This window comes from Micromonospora sp. CPCC 205546 (genome assembly GCF_036902715.1).
Classification (GTDB): Bacteria; Actinomycetota; Actinomycetes; order Mycobacteriales; family Micromonosporaceae; genus Micromonospora.
On the sequence record NZ_JBAKHL010000076.1, the window covers coordinates 1 to 16,754 of the forward strand.

16 protein-coding genes are annotated in these 16,754 nt (G+C 75.2%); 7 read left to right on the plus strand and 9 right to left on the minus strand.

Annotated features, from left to right (window positions below; genetic code table 11):
- Together V6U77_RS25435 and V6U77_RS25440 are read left to right on the plus strand one after the other, a co-directional pair.
- Positions 1-367: GNAT family N-acetyltransferase (locus V6U77_RS25435; protein WP_442934509.1), on the plus strand; the 367-nt coding region annotated here is incomplete at its 5' end.
- A gap of 28 nt (positions 368-395) precedes the next feature.
- A complete protein-coding gene (locus V6U77_RS25440) occupies positions 396-1,814 on the plus strand; it encodes an RtcB family protein (RefSeq protein ID WP_334609221.1) in 1,419 nt (472 codons plus the stop codon).
- A gap of 35 nt (positions 1,815-1,849) precedes the next feature.
- Here the strand turns inward: V6U77_RS25440 and V6U77_RS25445 are convergent, their stop codons facing one another.
- On the minus strand, positions 1,850-2,284 hold the full coding sequence (locus tag V6U77_RS25445; RefSeq protein WP_334609222.1) for an archease: 435 nt from the start codon (positions 2,282-2,284) through the stop codon (positions 1,850-1,852).
- 40 nt (positions 2,285-2,324) lie between these two features.
- The gene (locus V6U77_RS25450) at positions 2,325-3,929 is read right to left on the minus strand and encodes an LLM class flavin-dependent oxidoreductase (RefSeq protein ID WP_334609223.1); all 1,605 of its coding nucleotides are present in this window, start codon (positions 3,927-3,929) and stop codon (positions 2,325-2,327) included.
- Positions 3,930-4,093: 164 nt separating this feature from the next.
- Here V6U77_RS25450 and V6U77_RS25455 point away from each other — a divergent pair, with 164 nt between their 5' ends.
- The 3 genes from V6U77_RS25455 (at position 4,094) to ygiD (ending at position 5,970) form a co-directional block, all read left to right on the plus strand.
- A complete protein-coding gene (locus tag V6U77_RS25455) occupies positions 4,094-4,696 on the plus strand; it encodes an MBL fold metallo-hydrolase (protein WP_334609224.1) in 603 nt (200 codons plus the stop codon).
- 77 nt (positions 4,697-4,773) lie between these two features.
- Complete coding sequence (locus V6U77_RS25460; RefSeq protein WP_089000245.1) at positions 4,774-4,992, plus strand: hypothetical protein; 219 nt, start codon at positions 4,774-4,776, stop codon at positions 4,990-4,992.
- Between the two features lie 108 nt (positions 4,993-5,100).
- A complete protein-coding gene (ygiD, locus tag V6U77_RS25465; protein WP_334609225.1) occupies positions 5,101-5,970 on the plus strand; it encodes a 4,5-DOPA dioxygenase extradiol in 870 nt (289 codons plus the stop codon).
- 103 nt (positions 5,971-6,073) lie between these two features.
- On the opposite strand, the gene V6U77_RS25470 is transcribed toward ygiD, so the two are convergent.
- Both V6U77_RS25470 and V6U77_RS25475 read right to left on the minus strand, forming a co-directional pair.
- Positions 6,074-6,559, minus strand: coding sequence for an SRPBCC family protein (locus V6U77_RS25470; protein ID WP_334609227.1), 486 nt, complete (start codon positions 6,557-6,559; stop codon positions 6,074-6,076).
- Positions 6,556-6,909, minus strand: coding sequence for an ArsR/SmtB family transcription factor (locus tag V6U77_RS25475; protein ID WP_334609228.1), 354 nt, complete (start codon positions 6,907-6,909; stop codon positions 6,556-6,558). The genes V6U77_RS25470 and V6U77_RS25475 overlap by 4 nt, the downstream gene beginning before the upstream one ends.
- A 660-nt stretch (positions 6,910-7,569) precedes the next feature.
- Between V6U77_RS25475 and V6U77_RS25480 the strand changes: the two genes are divergently transcribed.
- Entirely contained in the window at positions 7,570-9,540 is a 1,971-nt protein-coding gene (locus V6U77_RS25480) for a peptide deformylase (RefSeq protein ID WP_334609252.1), read from the plus strand.
- Here V6U77_RS25480 and V6U77_RS25485 read toward each other — a convergent pair.
- The gene (locus V6U77_RS25485; protein WP_334609229.1) at positions 9,467-9,844 is read right to left on the minus strand and encodes a CU044_2847 family protein; all 378 of its coding nucleotides are present in this window, start codon (positions 9,842-9,844) and stop codon (positions 9,467-9,469) included. The two genes, V6U77_RS25480 and V6U77_RS25485, sit on opposite strands and share 74 nt — an antisense overlap.
- 190 nt (positions 9,845-10,034) lie before the next feature.
- On the opposite strand from V6U77_RS25485, the gene V6U77_RS25490 reads away from it, so the two are divergent.
- On the plus strand, positions 10,035-10,346 hold the full coding sequence (locus V6U77_RS25490; protein ID WP_334609231.1) for a hypothetical protein: 312 nt from the start codon (positions 10,035-10,037) through the stop codon (positions 10,344-10,346).
- A 224-nt stretch (positions 10,347-10,570) separates the two neighbouring features.
- On the opposite strand, the gene V6U77_RS25495 is transcribed toward V6U77_RS25490, so the two are convergent.
- Genes V6U77_RS25495 through V6U77_RS25510 form a run of 4 tightly spaced genes read right to left on the minus strand, consistent with a single transcriptional unit; the run spans position 10,571 to position 16,621 of the window.
- Positions 10,571-12,943, minus strand: coding sequence for a tetratricopeptide repeat protein (locus V6U77_RS25495; RefSeq protein ID WP_334609232.1), 2,373 nt, complete (start codon positions 12,941-12,943; stop codon positions 10,571-10,573).
- A complete protein-coding gene (locus V6U77_RS25500) occupies positions 12,940-14,703 on the minus strand; it encodes an ABC transporter permease (RefSeq protein ID WP_334609233.1) in 1,764 nt (587 codons plus the stop codon). Before V6U77_RS25500 ends, V6U77_RS25495 begins: the two co-directional genes overlap by 4 nt.
- The gene (locus V6U77_RS25505) at positions 14,700-16,016 is read right to left on the minus strand and encodes an ABC transporter substrate-binding protein (RefSeq protein WP_334609234.1); all 1,317 of its coding nucleotides are present in this window, start codon (positions 16,014-16,016) and stop codon (positions 14,700-14,702) included. Before V6U77_RS25505 ends, V6U77_RS25500 begins: the two co-directional genes overlap by 4 nt.
- The gene (locus tag V6U77_RS25510) at positions 16,013-16,621 is read right to left on the minus strand and encodes an ATP-binding cassette domain-containing protein (RefSeq protein ID WP_334609235.1); all 609 of its coding nucleotides are present in this window, start codon (positions 16,619-16,621) and stop codon (positions 16,013-16,015) included. The genes V6U77_RS25505 and V6U77_RS25510 overlap by 4 nt, the downstream gene beginning before the upstream one ends.
- Positions 16,622-16,754 lie beyond the last annotated feature (133 nt).

Below are 16,754 nucleotides of genomic sequence, written 5' to 3' on the forward strand. Positions count from 1 at the left end.
GGTGCCCGACGAGGTCTGGGCCGGCGTCGCGGCGCGCAACGCCGAGCTGGCCGGCGACCGGCAGCCGGCGCTGCACGCCGCCGACGCCGCCTGCGCCGCGCTGCGGTCGGCCGAGCCGGCGTTCCTGCTCGCCACCGTCGGCGTGCGCCGGGTCGACCAGGGCCGAGGGCTGGGTGTCCGGGTGCTGCAGCCGGGCCTGGCCGAGGCCGACCGGGCCGGCCTGCCGGCGGTGCTGGAGACCTCGTCGGAGCCGAACGTGCGCTTCTACCGGCGGCTCGGGTTCGCGGTCACCGGCCAGGCGCGGGTGCCCGACGGCGGTCCCGACGTCTGGGCGATGCGGCGGCCGGCGGCCGGCGAGCGGGTGTAGGGACCGCAGGCCCGGGTAGCCGCCGGGGATGGAGCTGGTGGAGGAGTCGCCGTACCGCTTCCGGATCGACCGGCACGACCCGATGCGGGTGCCGGGGGTGGTGTTCGCGTCCCGGTCCCTGCTGCCCGACGCCGGGGAGGACAGGTCGCTGGAGCAGGTCGCGAACGTCGCCACGCTGCCCGGCATCGTCGGCGCCTCGTACGCCATGCCCGACGTGCACTGGGGCTACGGATTCCCGATCGGCGGGGTGGCCGCCACCGACGTCGCCCGGGGTGGCGTGGTCTCGCCCGGCGGGGTGGGCTTCGACATCTCCTGCGGCGTGCGGCTGCTCGCCGCCGACACCGACCGCGACGGGCTGCGGCCCCGCCTCGACGCGCTGCTGGACGGGCTGGGCGAGGCGACCCCGCGCGGCATGGGCAGGGGCGCGGTGTGGCACCTGTCGAATCGCGCGGAACTCGACGCGGTGCTGCGCGGCGGTTCCCGCTACGCCGTCGAGCGCGGCTTCGGCGTACAACGGGACCTGGAGCGCTGCGAGGACACCGGGGCCGTCGGCGACGCCGATCCGGCGCGGGTCAGCGAGCGGGCGATCGAGCGCGGCGCGGGCCAGGTCGGCAGCCTCGGCTCCGGCAACCACTTCCTCGAGGTGCAGGCCGTCGACGAGGTGTACGACGACACCGCCGCCACCGCCTTCGGGCTGCGCCCCGGCCAGGTCTGCGTGATGATCCACTGCGGGTCCCGGGGGCTGGGTCACCAGATCTGCACCGACTACGTGCGGACCATGGAGAAGGCGATGCCCCGACACGGCATCCGGGTGCCCGACCGGCAGCTCGCCTGCGCCCCGGTCTCCTCCGCCGAGGGCCGCGCCTACCTCGGCGCGATGGCCGCCGCCGCCAACTACGCCCGGGCCAACCGGCAACTGTTGGCCGACGCCGCCCGCAAGGTCTTCGCCCGCGTCACCGGCAGCCGGCTCGACCTGGTCTACGACATCTCACACAACCTCGCGAAGATCGAGACGCACGACGTCGACGGCGCGTCGCGCGCGCTGTGCGTGCACCGCAAGGGCGCCACGCGCGCCCTGCCACCCGGGCACGACGACCTGCCCGACGACCTGCGGGACGTGGGCCAGCCGGTGCTGATCCCCGGCTCCATGGGCACCGGCTCGTACGTGCTCACCGGCGTGGCGGGCTCGCCGGCCTTCGCGTCCACCTGCCACGGCGCCGGCCGGGTGCAGAGCCGCAGGCAGGCCGTGCGCTCGGAGCGCGGGCAGGACCCGCGTGCCCAGCTGGAGGCGCGGGACATCGCGGTGCGCGGGGCGTCCCGGCGCGGCCTGGCCGAGGAGATGCCGACGGCGTACAAGGACGTCTCGGCGGTGGTGGCCGCCGCCGAGGGCGCCGGTCTGTGCCGGAAGGTGGCCCGGCTGGTCCCGCTCGGCGTGGTGAAGGGCTGAGCGGACGCGGCACGGTGAGGGGCCGATCGGGCGGCTCACACGTCCAGCGTCACCGCGCAGGACCAGGCCCCGCCGTCGTCGGGGCCGAAGCGCAGCCCGTGCAGGGAGACGGCCTTCGGCACCGCGCCGATCAGCTCGACGGCGTCGGTGTCCGCCGTGCGCCAGCGCACCACCAGGCCGCCGGCGCCGTCGTCGGCCACGTCGGTGTGCAGCGGCAGCTCACCCGCCGTCTCCATCCGGAAGACCACCTCGTCGAGTACGCCCACCAGCAGGTCCGCGTCGTCGTCGCCGGCCGGCGCGCGGAACTCCCGCCGCGGGCCCGGCCGCGCCCCGGCGGGGTCGACGAACGTGTCGACCAGCGCGGCGACCGCCTCGGCCACGCACTGCTCCCGCGTCGGCGCCCATGCCTCGATGCGTACGTCGGCGGTGTGCGGCAGGCGGCGGTGTCCCCGCCCCGGTCGTGGCTGCATGTCCCGATCCTCCGCCACCCGCACGCCTGCGACGGTGGGATCAGTTCAGCCCGAGCCGGGCGATCGGCTCGACGAGTTCGCGCTCCTCGTACGCGAGGTGGGACAGCAGCGTGTCGCTGAGCAGGTCGACCGCCGCGCGCAGCTCGGCCATCCCGTCGGCGACGGAGACGAACGCGACCAGCGCCCGGTCGACGCGTTCCAGCACGTCGTGGATCGCGTGGTGCTCCTGCTCCAGCCGGTCCAGCACCGGGCCGAGGCGGTCGTCGCCCCGGCGCAGGTGCGGGAAGATCCCCCGGTCCTCCAGCGTGTGGTGGGTGGTCACCACCCGGCAGTACGACTCGCAGTACGTGCCCAGCGTCCACTTGTTCTGCCGGATGGTCATCGTGTTGACGTGCGAGCGGGCCGTGCCCGCGTCGACCAGCCCGGCGCCCACCTGCTCCACCAGGTCGTACAGCCGGGCCAGCTCGGCGCGCAGCCCGTCGTGCACGTCGACGAGGTGCTGGGCCCCGGCCTGGTCGTGCGGGCGGTAGGTGCGCGCCGGGTCGGGCGCCGGACCGGTGGGCCGCGTGGTCTCGTCCCAGACGCGGATCGCGCTGCGGCGCACGCCGTCGTCGGGCGTGGGGGCGACGGCGAGGGATCCCGCGCCGGCGGGAGCGCGCGTGGCGTCCGGCGGCTGCGCCCCGGCGTCCCCGGGTGTCGGCTGCGCCTCGACGGCCCCGGGCGTCGCCGGGGTCACGGCGGCGGCAGCGGTGCCGCCCGCGCGCTCGGCGGCCACGAGTTCGCGTACGGCGGGGGCCACCTCGGCGGCGAAGCGCCGCAGGTCCTCGGGGTCGTCGCTGCCCAGGATGAAGGTGCTGACCCCGTCGCTGAGCGCGAGGTCGGCCAGCTCCTCGGCCCACTGCTCGGCGGGGCCGTCCAGCGGTCCCCGGCCCACGGCGGCGAAGCGGCCGGTGACGTTGAGCAGCCGGCGCACGTCGCCCGGATCCCGGCCGGCCTCCCGGGCGGCGTCGTCGATGATCGCGTTGCCCCTGCCGAGGTCGCCGGGTTGCAGGTAGCCCAGCGACGGCAGCCACCCGTCGGCCCGGCGCCCGGTCAACGCCAGCATCCGCGGCTTGTACGCGCCGAGCCAGATGCCCACGTCATGGGCGGGCGCGGGGCCCCGCTTCGCGCCGACCACGCGGTGGAACTCGCCGTCGACCCGGACGCCGCCGCGCGCGTCGACGTCCCAGACCTGGCGGATGACGTCGATCGCCTCGGCCAGGGCGCGTACGCCCTGCCCGGGGGAGAGCCGGCGCCCACCCATCGCCTCGATGGCCTCCCAGAACGCGCCGGCGCCCAGGCCGAGCTCCACCCGGCCGCCGCTGAGCAGGTCGAGGCTCGCCACGGCGCGGGCGAGCACGGCCGGTGGGCGCAGGGGCAGGTTCGTCACGTTGGCGGCCAGCCGCACCGTGCCGGTCCGGGCCGCCACGAAACTCATCAGCGTCCAGGTGTCGAGGAACGCGGGCTGGTAGGGGTGGTCCTGGAAGGTGACCAGGTCGAACCCGACCTGCTCGGCCAGCACGGCGAGGCCCACCACCCGCCCGGGCTCGGCGTTGCTGGGCGTCAGGAACGCCCCGAAGGTCAGCGGGTGGCCGTAGTCGCTCATGTCGGCACTCCCTTCCGTCCGCAGCCTCTCACGCGGGACCGGGCGCTCCCCGAGCCGTCCGGCGAAACCGGCCGGGAACGCCGGGCCGGCATCCGCACTCCGACCCGGCCCGTGCCGCCCGCCGCCGGGCACCCCGGGTGCCGCCACCGGCGTACGGTCGCCGGATGCGGATCACGAAGTTCACCCACTCCTGTGTCCGGCTGGAGCACGACGGCGGTGTGCTGGTCATCGATCCCGGCACCTGGAGCGAACCGCGGGCCCTCGCCGGGGCGGACGCCGTGCTGGTCACCCACGAGCACACCGACCACGTCGACGTGCTCCGGTTGGCGGGTCTCGGCGTGCCGGTCTTCGCGCCGGAGGGGGCCGTGCTGCCCGACCTGGCGCCGCTGCCCGTGACCAGGGTCGGCGCCGGTCGACGCTTCACCGCCGCCGGGTTTTCCGTGACCGCGCTCGGCGGTCGGCACGCCGGCATCCACGGCGGGCAGCCCGACTGCGCCAACCTGGGCTATCTCGTCGGCGACGCCGTCTACCACCCGGGCGACTCCCTGCACCGGCCCGAGCAGCCGGTCGAGACGCTGCTGGTGCCGGCCCAGGCGTCCTGGCTGAAGCTCACCGAGGCGATCGACTTCGCCCACGCGGTCGGGGCCGAGCGGGTCTTCCCGATCCACGACGCCCAGCTCAACGAACGCGGCCTGAGCAGCGTGAACGGCTGGTTCGCCGAGACCGTTGCCGGCTACCGCCACCTGGCGCCGGGGGAGTCCGCCTGACCGGCCGAACCCGCCGGTCGCGATCTCCACGGGCACCGGGCGTGTCGTCCACGGGCCAACTGCTATACGGTCGCGGGGTGAGGGTCGAAGAACACTGGTGGAACGGTGACACGTCGCAGCGCGGACGTCGGGACGTCTATATCCGCACTGACGGGCAGCGATGGGACGTACAGGTACGAATCGGCGGCGAGTCCGGCCGCTCCCGGGTGCAGGAGTGCCCAGGTCGGACGTCGGCGGTCATTCTCGCCGGCGCGTGGCGCGGCAACCACCCCGCCTGGCGCGAGGTGTCCGACTGACGGCTGCCGCCTTCGCCGGGCGGTGAGGAGCGGTCGCGGCCGGCGTTGACCGGCTGTTCCCCCCGAGGTTGGCTACGCTCAGGTGGCCGTCAGCCCGGGGGGAGCAGCATGAGCAGCGAGACCGTCGCGGCGAGGATGCCGGCCGCGTTCATCGGCCACGGCAGCCCGATGAACGCGCTGGAGCTCAACCGCTACACGCAGGCGTGGCGCGCCTTCGGGCGGGCGGTTCCGCGGCCCCGGGCGATCCTGGTGGTGTCGGCCCACTGGTACATCGGCGCCACCGCCGTCACCGCGATGCCCCGGCCGAGGACGATCCACGACTTCTACGGCTTCCCGCAGGAGCTGTTCGACGTCGACTACCCGGCGCCCGGCCTGCCGGAGCTGGCCGAGGAGATCAGCGACGTCGTCCGCCCCACCTGGGTCGGAGCGGACGTCGACTCGTGGGGCATCGACCACGGCACCTGGTCGGTGCTCACCCACGCGTTTCCCGACGCGGACGTCCCGGTCGTGCAGTTGAGCGTCAACGCGTTCAAGAGTCCGGACTACCACCTGGACCTGGGTGCCCGGCTCGCCCCGTTGCGCGAGCGCGGAGTGCTCGTCGTGGCCAGCGGCAACGTGGTGCACAACCTGCGGGGGGTGGACCCGCGCATGGTCGACGAGGGCTTCGACTGGGCCCGGCGGTTCGACGAGGCGGCGAAGGACGTCATGCTGGGCGAGCCGACCGGGGCGGCCGCGCTGGACGCCCACCGCGACTTCGGCCGGGCCGTGCCGACACCCGACCACTTCCTCCCGCTGCTCTACCTCGCCGGTCTCGCGGGCGCCGCCGGCGGGGGCGCGGAGGTGCTGGTCGACGGGTACGCGTACGGGTCGCTGTCGATGACCGCCTACACGGTGGGGCTGTCCTGCCGTACCGAGGCCCCGCTGGCCGGCGCGCCCGCCCTGCCGACCGACGTGCCGATCGACTCCTCGAACATCTGACGGTCGCCGCCGGCCCGCCCGTGACGGCCGTACGACGGCCCGCCGTACGGCCGCCCGGCTGGCGAAGGGCCCGCGCGCCTGTCTTCCGTCGCCGCCGGGCCCCTCAGCGGCCCTTGACGACCTCGACCAGCTGGTCCAGCGCGGCGCTCCAGCCCTCGGCGAAGCCCATCTCCTCGTGCGACTTCCTCGCCGAGGCGTCGGCGTGGATCGCCGTGGCGGTGTACTTCGTGCCGTCGCCGGCGGGCTCGATCCGGATGATCGCGGTGAACGGGAAGTCGTCGCCGGCCACCTGGGGACGGAACCCGGGACCCAGCCCCGAGGTGAAGATCAGCGTCGAGCCCTCCTCGACGAGGAGGATGCAGCCGGTGTTCGGATACTCCTCGCCCTCGGGGGAGCGCATCACGGTGTGGAACCTGCCGCCGGGCCGGAGGTCGATCTCGCAGGCGGAGGTCGACCAGGGCCGCGGGGCGAACCACTTCACGACCAGCTCGGGCGTCGTCCAGGCCTTCCAGACCAGCTCGGGCGCGACGTCGACGGTGCGTTCCAGGACGAGGTCGAGGTCCGGGTTCACGCTCGGGTAGGCGGTCATGTCTGCTGCTCCTTCAGGTCGTGCAGAAACGAGTCGAGTTGGTCGAGACGTCGCGACCACGTCGCACGCTGACCGGCGAGCCAGGTGTCGACGTGCGCGAGCGGCTCGGGAGCGAGCCGGTAGGTCCGTACCCGTCCCTTCTTCTCCGAGGTCACCAGGCCGGAGCGCTCCAGGACGCCCAGGTGCTGGGTGAACGACGGCAGTGCCATGTCAAACGGACGGGCGAGCTCGCTGGTCGTGGCGGGACCCCGACCCAGCAGCTCGACGACCCGGCGGCGGGTGGGATCCGACAGCGCGTGGAACACGCCGTCGAGGGCGTCGCCGCCGCCACCCTCCGATTGCTTAGGCATGAGGCTAAGTATGCCCGCGCCGCACACTTAGGTCAAGGCCTAAGTGAAGTCTCCGGGTGTCTCTTGCCGGCCCACCGGGAGCTGGCCGAGCTGAACCCGCTCGGCGACCCCGACCGGATCCACACCGTGGCGCCGCCGCCCGCCGCGGTACCGCCTCACCCCCGGCCGGGATCCGCGCCGACGACCGACTGAAGCCGCCGGCCGGACGCGACCGGGCGATTGGTCGCCGACCGTCACCGCCGGGCGCCCGACGGCGATCGCGCGGGTGGCCCCGTTCGTGAATCTTCCACGACAACGCACCGCGAACGGTGGAAATTGCAAGCTGCGCGCACCGAGCAAATAGGGATCTGGTGCGGATTCCGCCCGATCTGCCCCGCCTCGGTGGGCGACGGTGTCGAATTGGGGAACGTCATTGTGAGTCGGCAACGCGTTCGCGATCTTCCGTTGGCGGGACCTGCCGCCGACCGTTCGGCGCGGTGGGTGTGGCCTGCCGCAGCGGTGCCGGGTCGACCAGGGTGCCGATCGATGTAGAAGGGCGCGGGCCACTTCTCCACCACGTCCGTGCTTTATTCTTCGACGTTTTTGGTCGACGTTCGGACATGGCGAGGACGGTGATTCCCGATAGGATCGGTAATCCGCATCGGAAACGGAGGTCCGGTGATGTACCGGGTCGAGCGCGCCATCGCATTCGTGCTCGGTCGACGCGACGCCGAGCGCGTCGGGCTGGCATTCCTGGTCGGGGAGCATTTGATGATCACCTGCGCCCACGTGGTCAACGCGGCGCTCGGCCGGTCGGCGCGGCACGCGCAGCCCGTGCCGAGGAACATGCGCGTCTCCCTCCACTTCGCGCTGCTCGGGCCGCCGAACAGTTGGATCGAACGCAGCGCCGAGGTGGTGGCGTGGCTGCCCAGCGGCGAGAGCTTCGACGTGGAGGACGTGGCGGTGCTCCGGCTCGGCGAGGGGCTGGACGGCAGCGGCGCGGAACCGCTGCGCATCAGGGCGGACCTGACGGACCGCTACAACGCCGCGGTGCAGATGTGGGGGCCGGGTCACGGCCGTGACCTCGGACGGCACGTGCGGGGCAGCCTGCTCGGCGCGGTCGGCAAGCACCGACTCCAGGTGGACGAGACGGTGCACCGGGTCTTCCGGGTGCGGTCCGGGTTCAGCGGAGGGCCGGTCTGGGACCCGGCCACCTCGCTGGTGTTCGGCATGCTCCAGGCCATCACCACGGACGGGTCCGCCGAGGTGCTCGTGCTCGACGGCGCGCTGCTGGAGCGGGCACTGGCGGCGGTCGCGACCGCCCGGCCCGGCCTGGCGCTGCTGCACGACCACGGCGAGGTGCACTACGACGGCAGCCACTACACGCTGCGACAGCGCCGGCTGCTTCGCCACGGCGGGGGCAGCCCCCGCGCCAAGTACGAGATGAAGGTGTCGGTGGCGCGCTTCCTCAACGACGAGGCGTCGCGCAACCTGCGCCACCACGCGCGGCACCCGCTCAGCGTCGGTAACCCCGTCCGGGACATCGAACTCCAGGCCTGGTGCACGGTCGACGACCTGACCAGGCCGATGGACGTCAAGGCGACCAAGGTGCGCCACGAGGAGATCAACTTTGACCTCTGCTTCCCCGGGCCGGGGTTGCTGACGCCCGGCCGGCAGGCGGTCATCGAGTACCGCTACCGGGTCAGCGACGAGATCTGGGGGCAGTGGTACAAGCGCAACGTCAGGCCCAACACCGACCGGCTCTCCATCGAGGCGCACCTGCCGGCCGAGTTGGAACCGGAATGCTGGGGCATGACCTCGCTGCCGTCGGAGACGGGCCTCGAACCGCTCTCCGACGTCGACATGCGGTTGGAGGGCGACCGGGTCATCTACTCCTGGGACCGCACCGCCGAGGAGGAGAGTCTGGCCGAGGAACGCCGCGTCCGACTGGACTGGTTCTTCTGGCGCCGCATCCCCGACAGCAGCGAGTGCGACGACGCGGCGGGCGTGTTGCGGCAGTTCGGCATCCGGCAGCTGCGCGAGCCGGCCCGCGGGTGCGAGTCGTCCAACCTGCCGGCGAGGACGCGGCTCATCGACTTCGACTCGCCCCACGACCGGCAGTTGGCCGTCCGGGTGCTCGCCCACCTGCGCCGGGTGGCCGGCTGGGTCAACCGCTACCACGCCTTCAAGCCGCAGGTCAGCATGGGGATAGCGGCGCCGCAGCTCGGCATGTCGTACGCCATCGCGATCGTCCGCCTGCCGGGGTCGCCCGACTACCTCGAGCTGGTCAATCCGAGCGTCGTCGAGCGGACCGACGAGGAGGTGCTGGACTTCGAGGGCTGCCTCAGCTTCTTCGACGTGCGGGGCCGGGTCCGGCGGCCCTACGGCCTGCGCCTGCGGCACCGCACCGCGCAGGGAGACGACCGGGACGTGGTCCTGACCGGGGCCCTGGCCCGCAGCGTGGCCCACGAGATCGACCACCTCGAGGGCAAGGTCTACACCGACACCGACCGGATGCCGAGCGACGAGACCCCGATCGGCGTGCGCCAGTACCGGCAGCTGCGCGACAGCGACCGTTTCACGCCGCCGGCGCCTCCGCGGCGGCTGACGTGGCGGGCGGAGGAGCATCAGGGCGGCGCCAGGTCAGGTTGACCTTGAACGTCGCCTCGGCGGTGCCCTTCGTGAAGATCAGACCAGTCTCCCCGCCCACCGTCAGCCCCAGCTCGACGGAGATCTCGTCGGGGGCGGGCGTCGCCGCCCGCAGCCCGGCGACCACGGCACGCACGGCGGGCAGCACCCTCTCCAGGGAACTGGTCAACGTGGCGGCTGCCCACGGGGCGCGTCCGTCGCCCACCGCCACCAACTCGATGTCCCCGAGGTCCCGGCGCTCCGCCTCGACCTCGACGTACTCGTCGCCGCCGTCGGCGACCGGAACCTTGAGGATCAGCGTGGTCATGCGACCTCCGTGCGTCGGCGGTGCCAGGGGCGCCGAGGGGCAGTGCGCCAAGGTGTAGCAGCTCGCGGTGCCGAGCGGTAGCCATCCGACGGCTTCTTGGCACCGACGCGCCCACCGCTCGGGACGACCCGTCGCCGCCCACGTGGCCGGCGGTGATCCTCAATGGCCGCACGTGAGCCATGCTGATGCCATGACCGACGCCGGCACCCCCGAACCGCTCACCCTCAACGTGTACTGCCGGCTCACCGTGGCCGTGACCGACCCGCAGGTGCTCACCGAGTACGCGGTGGCCGACCTGCGGGCCGCCGACATCGACTGGCCCGCCGAGGAGGACGACCTCGAGACGGCGGTGGCGGACCTGCGCAACGACATCGTGGTATCGCTGGCGTCCGTGGTGGACATCAGCCGGATGGTCGAGGGACTGCCCGGCGTGGCGGCCCGCGGCGGGCTGTGCTGGGCCGAGCCCGGCCCGCCCCGCGAGGCCGTCTGGCGCGCCGAGTAGGGCCGAGCGGGAGCACTTCGGTGCCAGCGTGCAGTACGACAGCGGCTCACCGGCCGGCCACGCCTGGGTCACCCCCCGTACGGGACGCTGGGGTGCGCCACTGCGGCGTCGCCGTTCCTCGCCGACTGCGGCACCGTGGACCGGGCGAACCTCAACCAGTACGCCGACACCAACCAGCTGATCGTGCTCTACCCCCAGGCGCGCGCCACCGCCGCGGGCCCCGCTCAGGCCGGCGCCTCGCTGCCCATCAGGCGGGCGTCTGCCGCGGCCTGACCGTCGGCGTCGGCGGCCTCCTCGCACACGCCCGCCGCGTCCGCCCAGTGCCGCCGGGCCTCCTCGTCGTCGCCGAGGGCGGCCGCCGCGTCGCCCAGGTGCAGCAGCGTGCGCCCCAGCCCGGTCGTCGGCCGTCCGGCGCGCAGCCGCAGGCTCTCGGCCAGCATCTCGTACGCCTGCCGGGCCTGGGCCGGCGTGGCGGCCAACAGCGCGGCACCGGCGTTGAGCAGCGCGGCGGCCCGGTTGGTCGGATCCGCCACGGAGCCGTACTCGCGCAGCGCCGCCCGCCACGACTGCGCCGCGTCGAGGTGCTCGCCGAGCCCGGCGTGCACCAGCACCAGGTTGGTCAGTGCCGCCGCGTAGCCCCGGGCGTCGCCGAGCGAGCGGAAGGCGTTCGCCGCGCGGACCAGGTGGTGGTGCGCGACCTCCAGCTCACCGCGGGCCAGCCGGGCGGCGCCCAGTCCCAGATCGGTCAGCGCGTGCCCGGCCCGGTCGACCGCGGAGCGGTGCCGCCGGGACAGCTCCAGATGCTCCACCGCGTCGTCGAGCTGCCCCAGGTCCAGCAGCACCAGGCCGAGGTTCATCCGGGCCTGCGCGGTGCCGCGCCGGCCCCGCTCCGCCACCGCGAGGCTCAGCGCCGTCGCCGCGCCCTGCGGATCGTGCCGGCGGCGGCGCAGCACCCCCAGCTCGTTGTGTGCCCAGCCGGCGATCTCCGGTCGGTCGTCGGCCGTGGGCGTGGCGAGCACCGTGCGGCACACCTGCGCCCACTCGTCGAGCCGCTCGGCGTGGGCGAGCCACCCGCACAGCGCCACCGCCAGCCGGAACCACCAGCGGCGCACCCGCCGCGGCAGGGTCTCCGCCGCGCCCGCAGGCACCCGCACCACGGCCAGCAGCAGCTCCTGGTGCAGGTCGAACCAGCCGTACGGGTCGTCGTCGAGCGCCAGCGTCGGCTCCCGGTCCGGCGAGCCGGTGACCGCGAGGCTCGCGGCGTGCCGCTCGGCCCGCCGGGCCAGGTGCCGGGTGAGCCGCGCCTGGGCCGCCACGCGTCGCCGTGCGGGCTCCGCGTCGCGCAGGTGCATCCGCGCGTACGGGGCCAGCAGCGGGCGCACCTCGTAGCGGTCGCCGGGCGCGCCCGTGACGAACCCACCGGTGGCCAGCTCGTGCAGCAGCGCGGCCACCCGGTCCGGGCGTCGGCCGGCGAGCGCCGCGAGCGTCGGCCGGTCCAGCGGCACCGGGCTGAGCGACATCAGGCGCCACAACCGTCGCGCCTCGTCACCGAGCGCGTGGTACGCGGTGTCCCGCGCGGTCACCAGCAGGGTGGCCGGGGAGGCGGCGACGTGCTGGTGCGGGGGAGTGTCGACGGCGCGGCGCAGCGCGTCGAGCACGTCGGTGTGCCGCCACCCGTGCTGCGCCGTACGCCGGCCCAGTTCCGCGACGGTGCGGGGCTGGCGCCCGCAGAGTTCGACGAGGGTGCGTACGGCCGGGTCGGTGCGCGGGTCCGGGCGGTGCGGACGCGCGACGGGCGCGGCGGCGCCCGCGTCGGCGAACAGCTCGACGGCGTCGTCGGCGTCCGGCTCGGCGAGCCCGTGCGCCACCACCCCGTCGAGTGCGGCCAGCGCTCCCGTGCCGGCCAGCAGCAGGCGGCACGTCCGTGCGGTCGGCGGCAGCAGCGGCCGGACCTGGGCGGGGTCGTCCACGTTGTCCAGCACCACGAGGATCGCCCGGCCGTCGAGCTGCCCGGTGAGCTCGTCGGCGGCGTCGGCGAGGCCGTCGATGCGCCCCGACGCCGGCGGCCGGGTGCCGAGGATCCGGGCCAGCGCGGTCAGCACCTGCCGCGCGTCGTGCCGACGGCCGCCCCGCCGCAGGTCCAGGTAGTACTGGCCGTCGGGGTAGTCCTCGCGGCACAGGTTGGCGGCCTGGATCGCGCAGGCCGAGGTGCCGACGGCCCGTCGGCCGACCACCGCGACCGCGTGCTCCTTCTCCAACAGGTCGATGATCGCGTCGACGTGGCCGGTGCGCCCGGTGAACCCGGCCGGCCAGGGCAGGGTGGGCGCGCCGGGGGTGGGCGCCGCCCCGGTGTCGTCCTGTGTCGTGGCCTGTTGCCGCTGGCGGCGCCACTCCACGACCATCGCCGCGGCGAGGCCGAGCACGATCACCCCGGCGCTGGCGGAGCCGAGCTGGGCGACGGAGAGCTCGGAGAGCAGGTTGCCGGTGACGTTGCCCAGCACCGCGCTGACGGTGCCGCCGACGACCCCGCCGATCGCGAGCAGCAGGCTCAGCCGCCGGGGCCGGCGTGAGCGGCGTGCCGGCCCCTGCCCGGTCACCGGACGCCCCCGGCGACCAGGCCGGCGACGAGCTGGCGGCGGGCCAGCACCACCAGCAGCACCGGCAGGATCGAGGCGATGACCGAGCCGGCGGCGAGCGCCCCGCTGTTGGCCGCGAACCCCCGGGTCTGGCCGGCGAGGAACAGCCCCAGCGGCAGCGCGCCCGGCCCGCTGAACAGCAGACCCACCACCAGGTCGTTCCACACCTGCACGAACTCCAGCACGGCGACGGCGACCACGGCCGGGCGGTTGTGCCGGACGAGCAGCCGCAGGGTGCCCCACCAGTGCCGCCCGCTGACCCGGGCCGCCCGCACCTGCTCGGCGGGCAGGTCAGCGAACGCGTTGCGCAGCACCAGCACGGCGAACGGCACACCCAGCGCGACGTGCACGAGCGCCAGGCCGCGTGCCGTGCCCGAGGAGAGCACCACGCCGAGGACCTCGTTGACCGGCCCGGCGATCACCTGCACCGGCACGATGCTGGCGGCCATCAGCAGCAGCCCGGTGGCCTGCGCGGGCGGCCCGGTCAGCCAGGCCAGCGGGTACGCGGCGAGCAGCGCGACGCCCAGCACCACCGCGGTGACCACGGTCGCCAGCACCAGCGTGAAGCCCAGCGTGCGCCACAGCTCGGCGCCGGTCAGCAGGTCCCGGTAGGAGTCGAGGCCGGGCGGGCTCCACCACCAGCCGCGGGCCGCCGCGTCCACCGTGCCGTGCAGCGAGGTGGCGAGCAGTACCCCGAGCGGCACCAGCCAGGCGACGGCCGCGCCGGCCACCAACAGCCGGGTCACCCGGCGCGGCGCCGGCGCCGCCGGCTCGGGCGCGACGGGCACCGGGTCCCGCGGCGGCGGCCACGCCTGCCGCACGAACAGCGCGGCGACCAGCATGCCGGCGGCCACCGCCACCAGCCACACCACCCCGAGCGCGGCGCCCTCGCCGGTGGTGGCGCCGTTGGAGGTCTGCCAGACCCGCAGCGCGAGCACCGACGCCTCGTCGCGTACCGAGCCGGGCGTCATCACCAGGATCAGGTCGAATGTCCTGGCGGTGCCGAGCGCCGCCAGGACGAACACCACCGCCACCGTGCGCAGCAGCAGCGGCCGCCACTGCGCGTCCCAGAGCACGTCGCGGCGGTTGCCGCCGTAGGCGCGCACCGCGTCGGCGAGGCTGGGCGGCACCGCGTCGAGGGCGGCCCGGAACACCAGCACGGCCAGCCCGACCCACGCCCACACGAAGGCCGACATGAGCGCCACCGTGACCAGGCGGGGGCCGAGCAGTTGCGGGGCGTCGGCGGCCGACCGGCCGGTCAACGTCGCGGCGACCAGCGTGGCCAGCCCGCGCTCCGGGTCCGGGTCGTACATCAGCCGGAACGTGACCCCGGTGACCACCAGCGGCAGCGCGGTCGGCACCACCAGGATGAGACGGACCAGCCCGCCCTCCTGCAAGCGGCGCGAGGCGGCGGCGAGCAGGTAGCCCAGCACGGTCACCACCGCCGGCACCACCAGCGCCCAGAGCAGGGTGCGGCCCACCACGGCGCCGGTGCCGGGCGCGGCCAGCGCGGTGCGGAAGTGCTGCGCGCCCACCCACCGGCCGTCGGTGGTGACGCTGGCGTGCAGCGTACGCAGCACGGGCCACGCCACCAGCCCGCCGAGCAGCAGCAGGGCGGGCAGCAGCAGCGTCGAGGTGGCTCCCGCCGCCGGGTAGGCCCGCCCGCGCCGGGGCGGCCCGACGTCGTCGAGGACCGCCAGCTCGCCCAGGATCCGCCTCACCGGCCGCCCCCGGCCGACCGGGCGGCCGCCGCCAGTTGCGTGACGGCCCGGCGGGAGGCCGTGCCGGCGCTGACGCCGTCGGTGACGTCGGTGAAGAAGTCCTGCATGATCCGCCAGATGCCCACCCCGTCCGAGCCGGTGAACGGGCCCGGCAGCCGGTCGGAGAGGTCGAAGCGCACCATCTCGGCCGTACGCAGCTCGGCGGCGAGGCGGCGGCGGACGGGATCGCGGTAGTCCGCCAGCGGCACGGACACGTTGGGGGAGAGGTAGCCGCCGGCGCGCAGCCACGGCCCGAACGCCGAGCCGCCGCTGAGCCAGCGCACCAGCTCCGCCCCGTGGGCCGAGCCGGCGAACGCCACGGCCGCGTCGCCGCCGACGATCAGCGGCCTGTCGGCGACCCGGGCGCCGGGGAAGCGGAAGGTCTGCGGCTGCTCCGGGCCCCGGCGGAACCGGCGGCTGACGTCGTCGACGAAGTCGGCTTCGAAGAGCATCGTCGCCCGCCGGTGGTGCACCACCTGGATCACCGACTCCTCGTACTGGGTCAGCAGGGCCCGGCGGCCACCGCCGGGGAACGCGCCGTCGACGCCCCACAACTCGGCGAGCCGGTCCAGCGCGGTGTGCACCGGCGGGCTGCGCCAGTCGGCCTCGCCGCGGGCGAGCGCCTCGTAGTAGCCGGGCGGGGCCACGTCGGCGAGGACGTTCTCGAACCAGTCGGTGAGCACCCAGCCGTCGGCCGCGCCGATGGCCAGCGGGGCCGGACCGTCGCCCGAGCGGGCCCGCGCGCCGAGCCGTCGGGTGAGCGCCACGAGCTGGTCCCAGGTGCGCGGCGGCGCGGGGAACATCGACGGGAAGTACCAGAACAGCGACTTGTGGGCCGCCTTGACCCAGACGCCGTAGCGGCGCCCGTCGGCGGAGAGCAGGTCGGCCATGCCGGGCGGCAGGGCGTAGCTCGGGGCGGTGGTCAGCTCGCGCAGCCAACCGCGCCGGGCGTAGTCGATCACCAGCCCCGAGCGGGGCAGGATCGCCACGTCGGGGCTGGTGCCGGCCAGCTGGCGGGCGCGCAGGAACGCGTCGATGTCGTTGCCGGCGCTGATCACCTGCACGCCGGCGTCGTAGCCGACCACGACCTCGCGGAACCGGGCCAGTTCGCCGCCGCTCCACACCACGGCGACCTGGATCGCCGGCGGCGCGCCGGAGCAGCCCGCGACGGCGGCCACGGCGGTCGCGGCGCTGGCCCGCAGGAGGGTGCGGCGGCTCAGTCGCCGCGCCGGGGCGACCCGCGAGCACGAGTGTGCCCGGCCCACCGGCGTCACCCGCCCACCTGGGCGGCGACCGGCACGTCGGCCAGCGCGCCCGGCTGGGCCGTGCACACCAGCACCGCCACCCCCGGCGTGTCCGGCGGGGAGAGCCGGCCGACCAGGTCGGTCAGCCGCCCACCGCCGGTCGGCCCCGTCGGCAGGTCGATCACCAGCGCCTCGGGCAGGCAGACCACCGCGCGGGCGAGCGCCACCCGGAACCGCTGCGCCTCCGACAGCAGGTGCGGTCGCAACGCCAGCGTCGGGGCCAGCTCCAGCCGGTCGACCACCGTCGCCGTCCACGCGTCGGCCACCTCGCGCACCCGTTCCCGCCGGCGCTGGCCGTAGGCGATGTTGCGGCGCACGGTCAGGTGGGGCAGCAGCGCGCCGCCGGCCGGCACGTAGGCGATGCGGCGGTGCGGCGGCGCCAGGGCGGTCACCTCCCGGTCGCCGACCAGGACGCGGCCGGCGACCGGCGCGGCCAGGCCGCTCACCACCCGGGCGACGGCGGTGCCGAGGGGCGGGGCGGCGACCAGGGCGGCCGCGGCACCGGCGGGGACGTCGAGGGTCACCGGCGCGGCGCCGGGCACGGCGACGAGCTCACACAGTCGTAACGTGGCCATCACCTCCGGTGACCGGGGCAGTCGGTCCCAGGGTCGCACAACCGGGCGACAACCGGCGCCCCGTCACCGTCGCCTGTGGAGTGGCGGCGCGGGGTCCCGGGTCGGGATCGCCCGTCGGGTGCGGCGGCCGGTG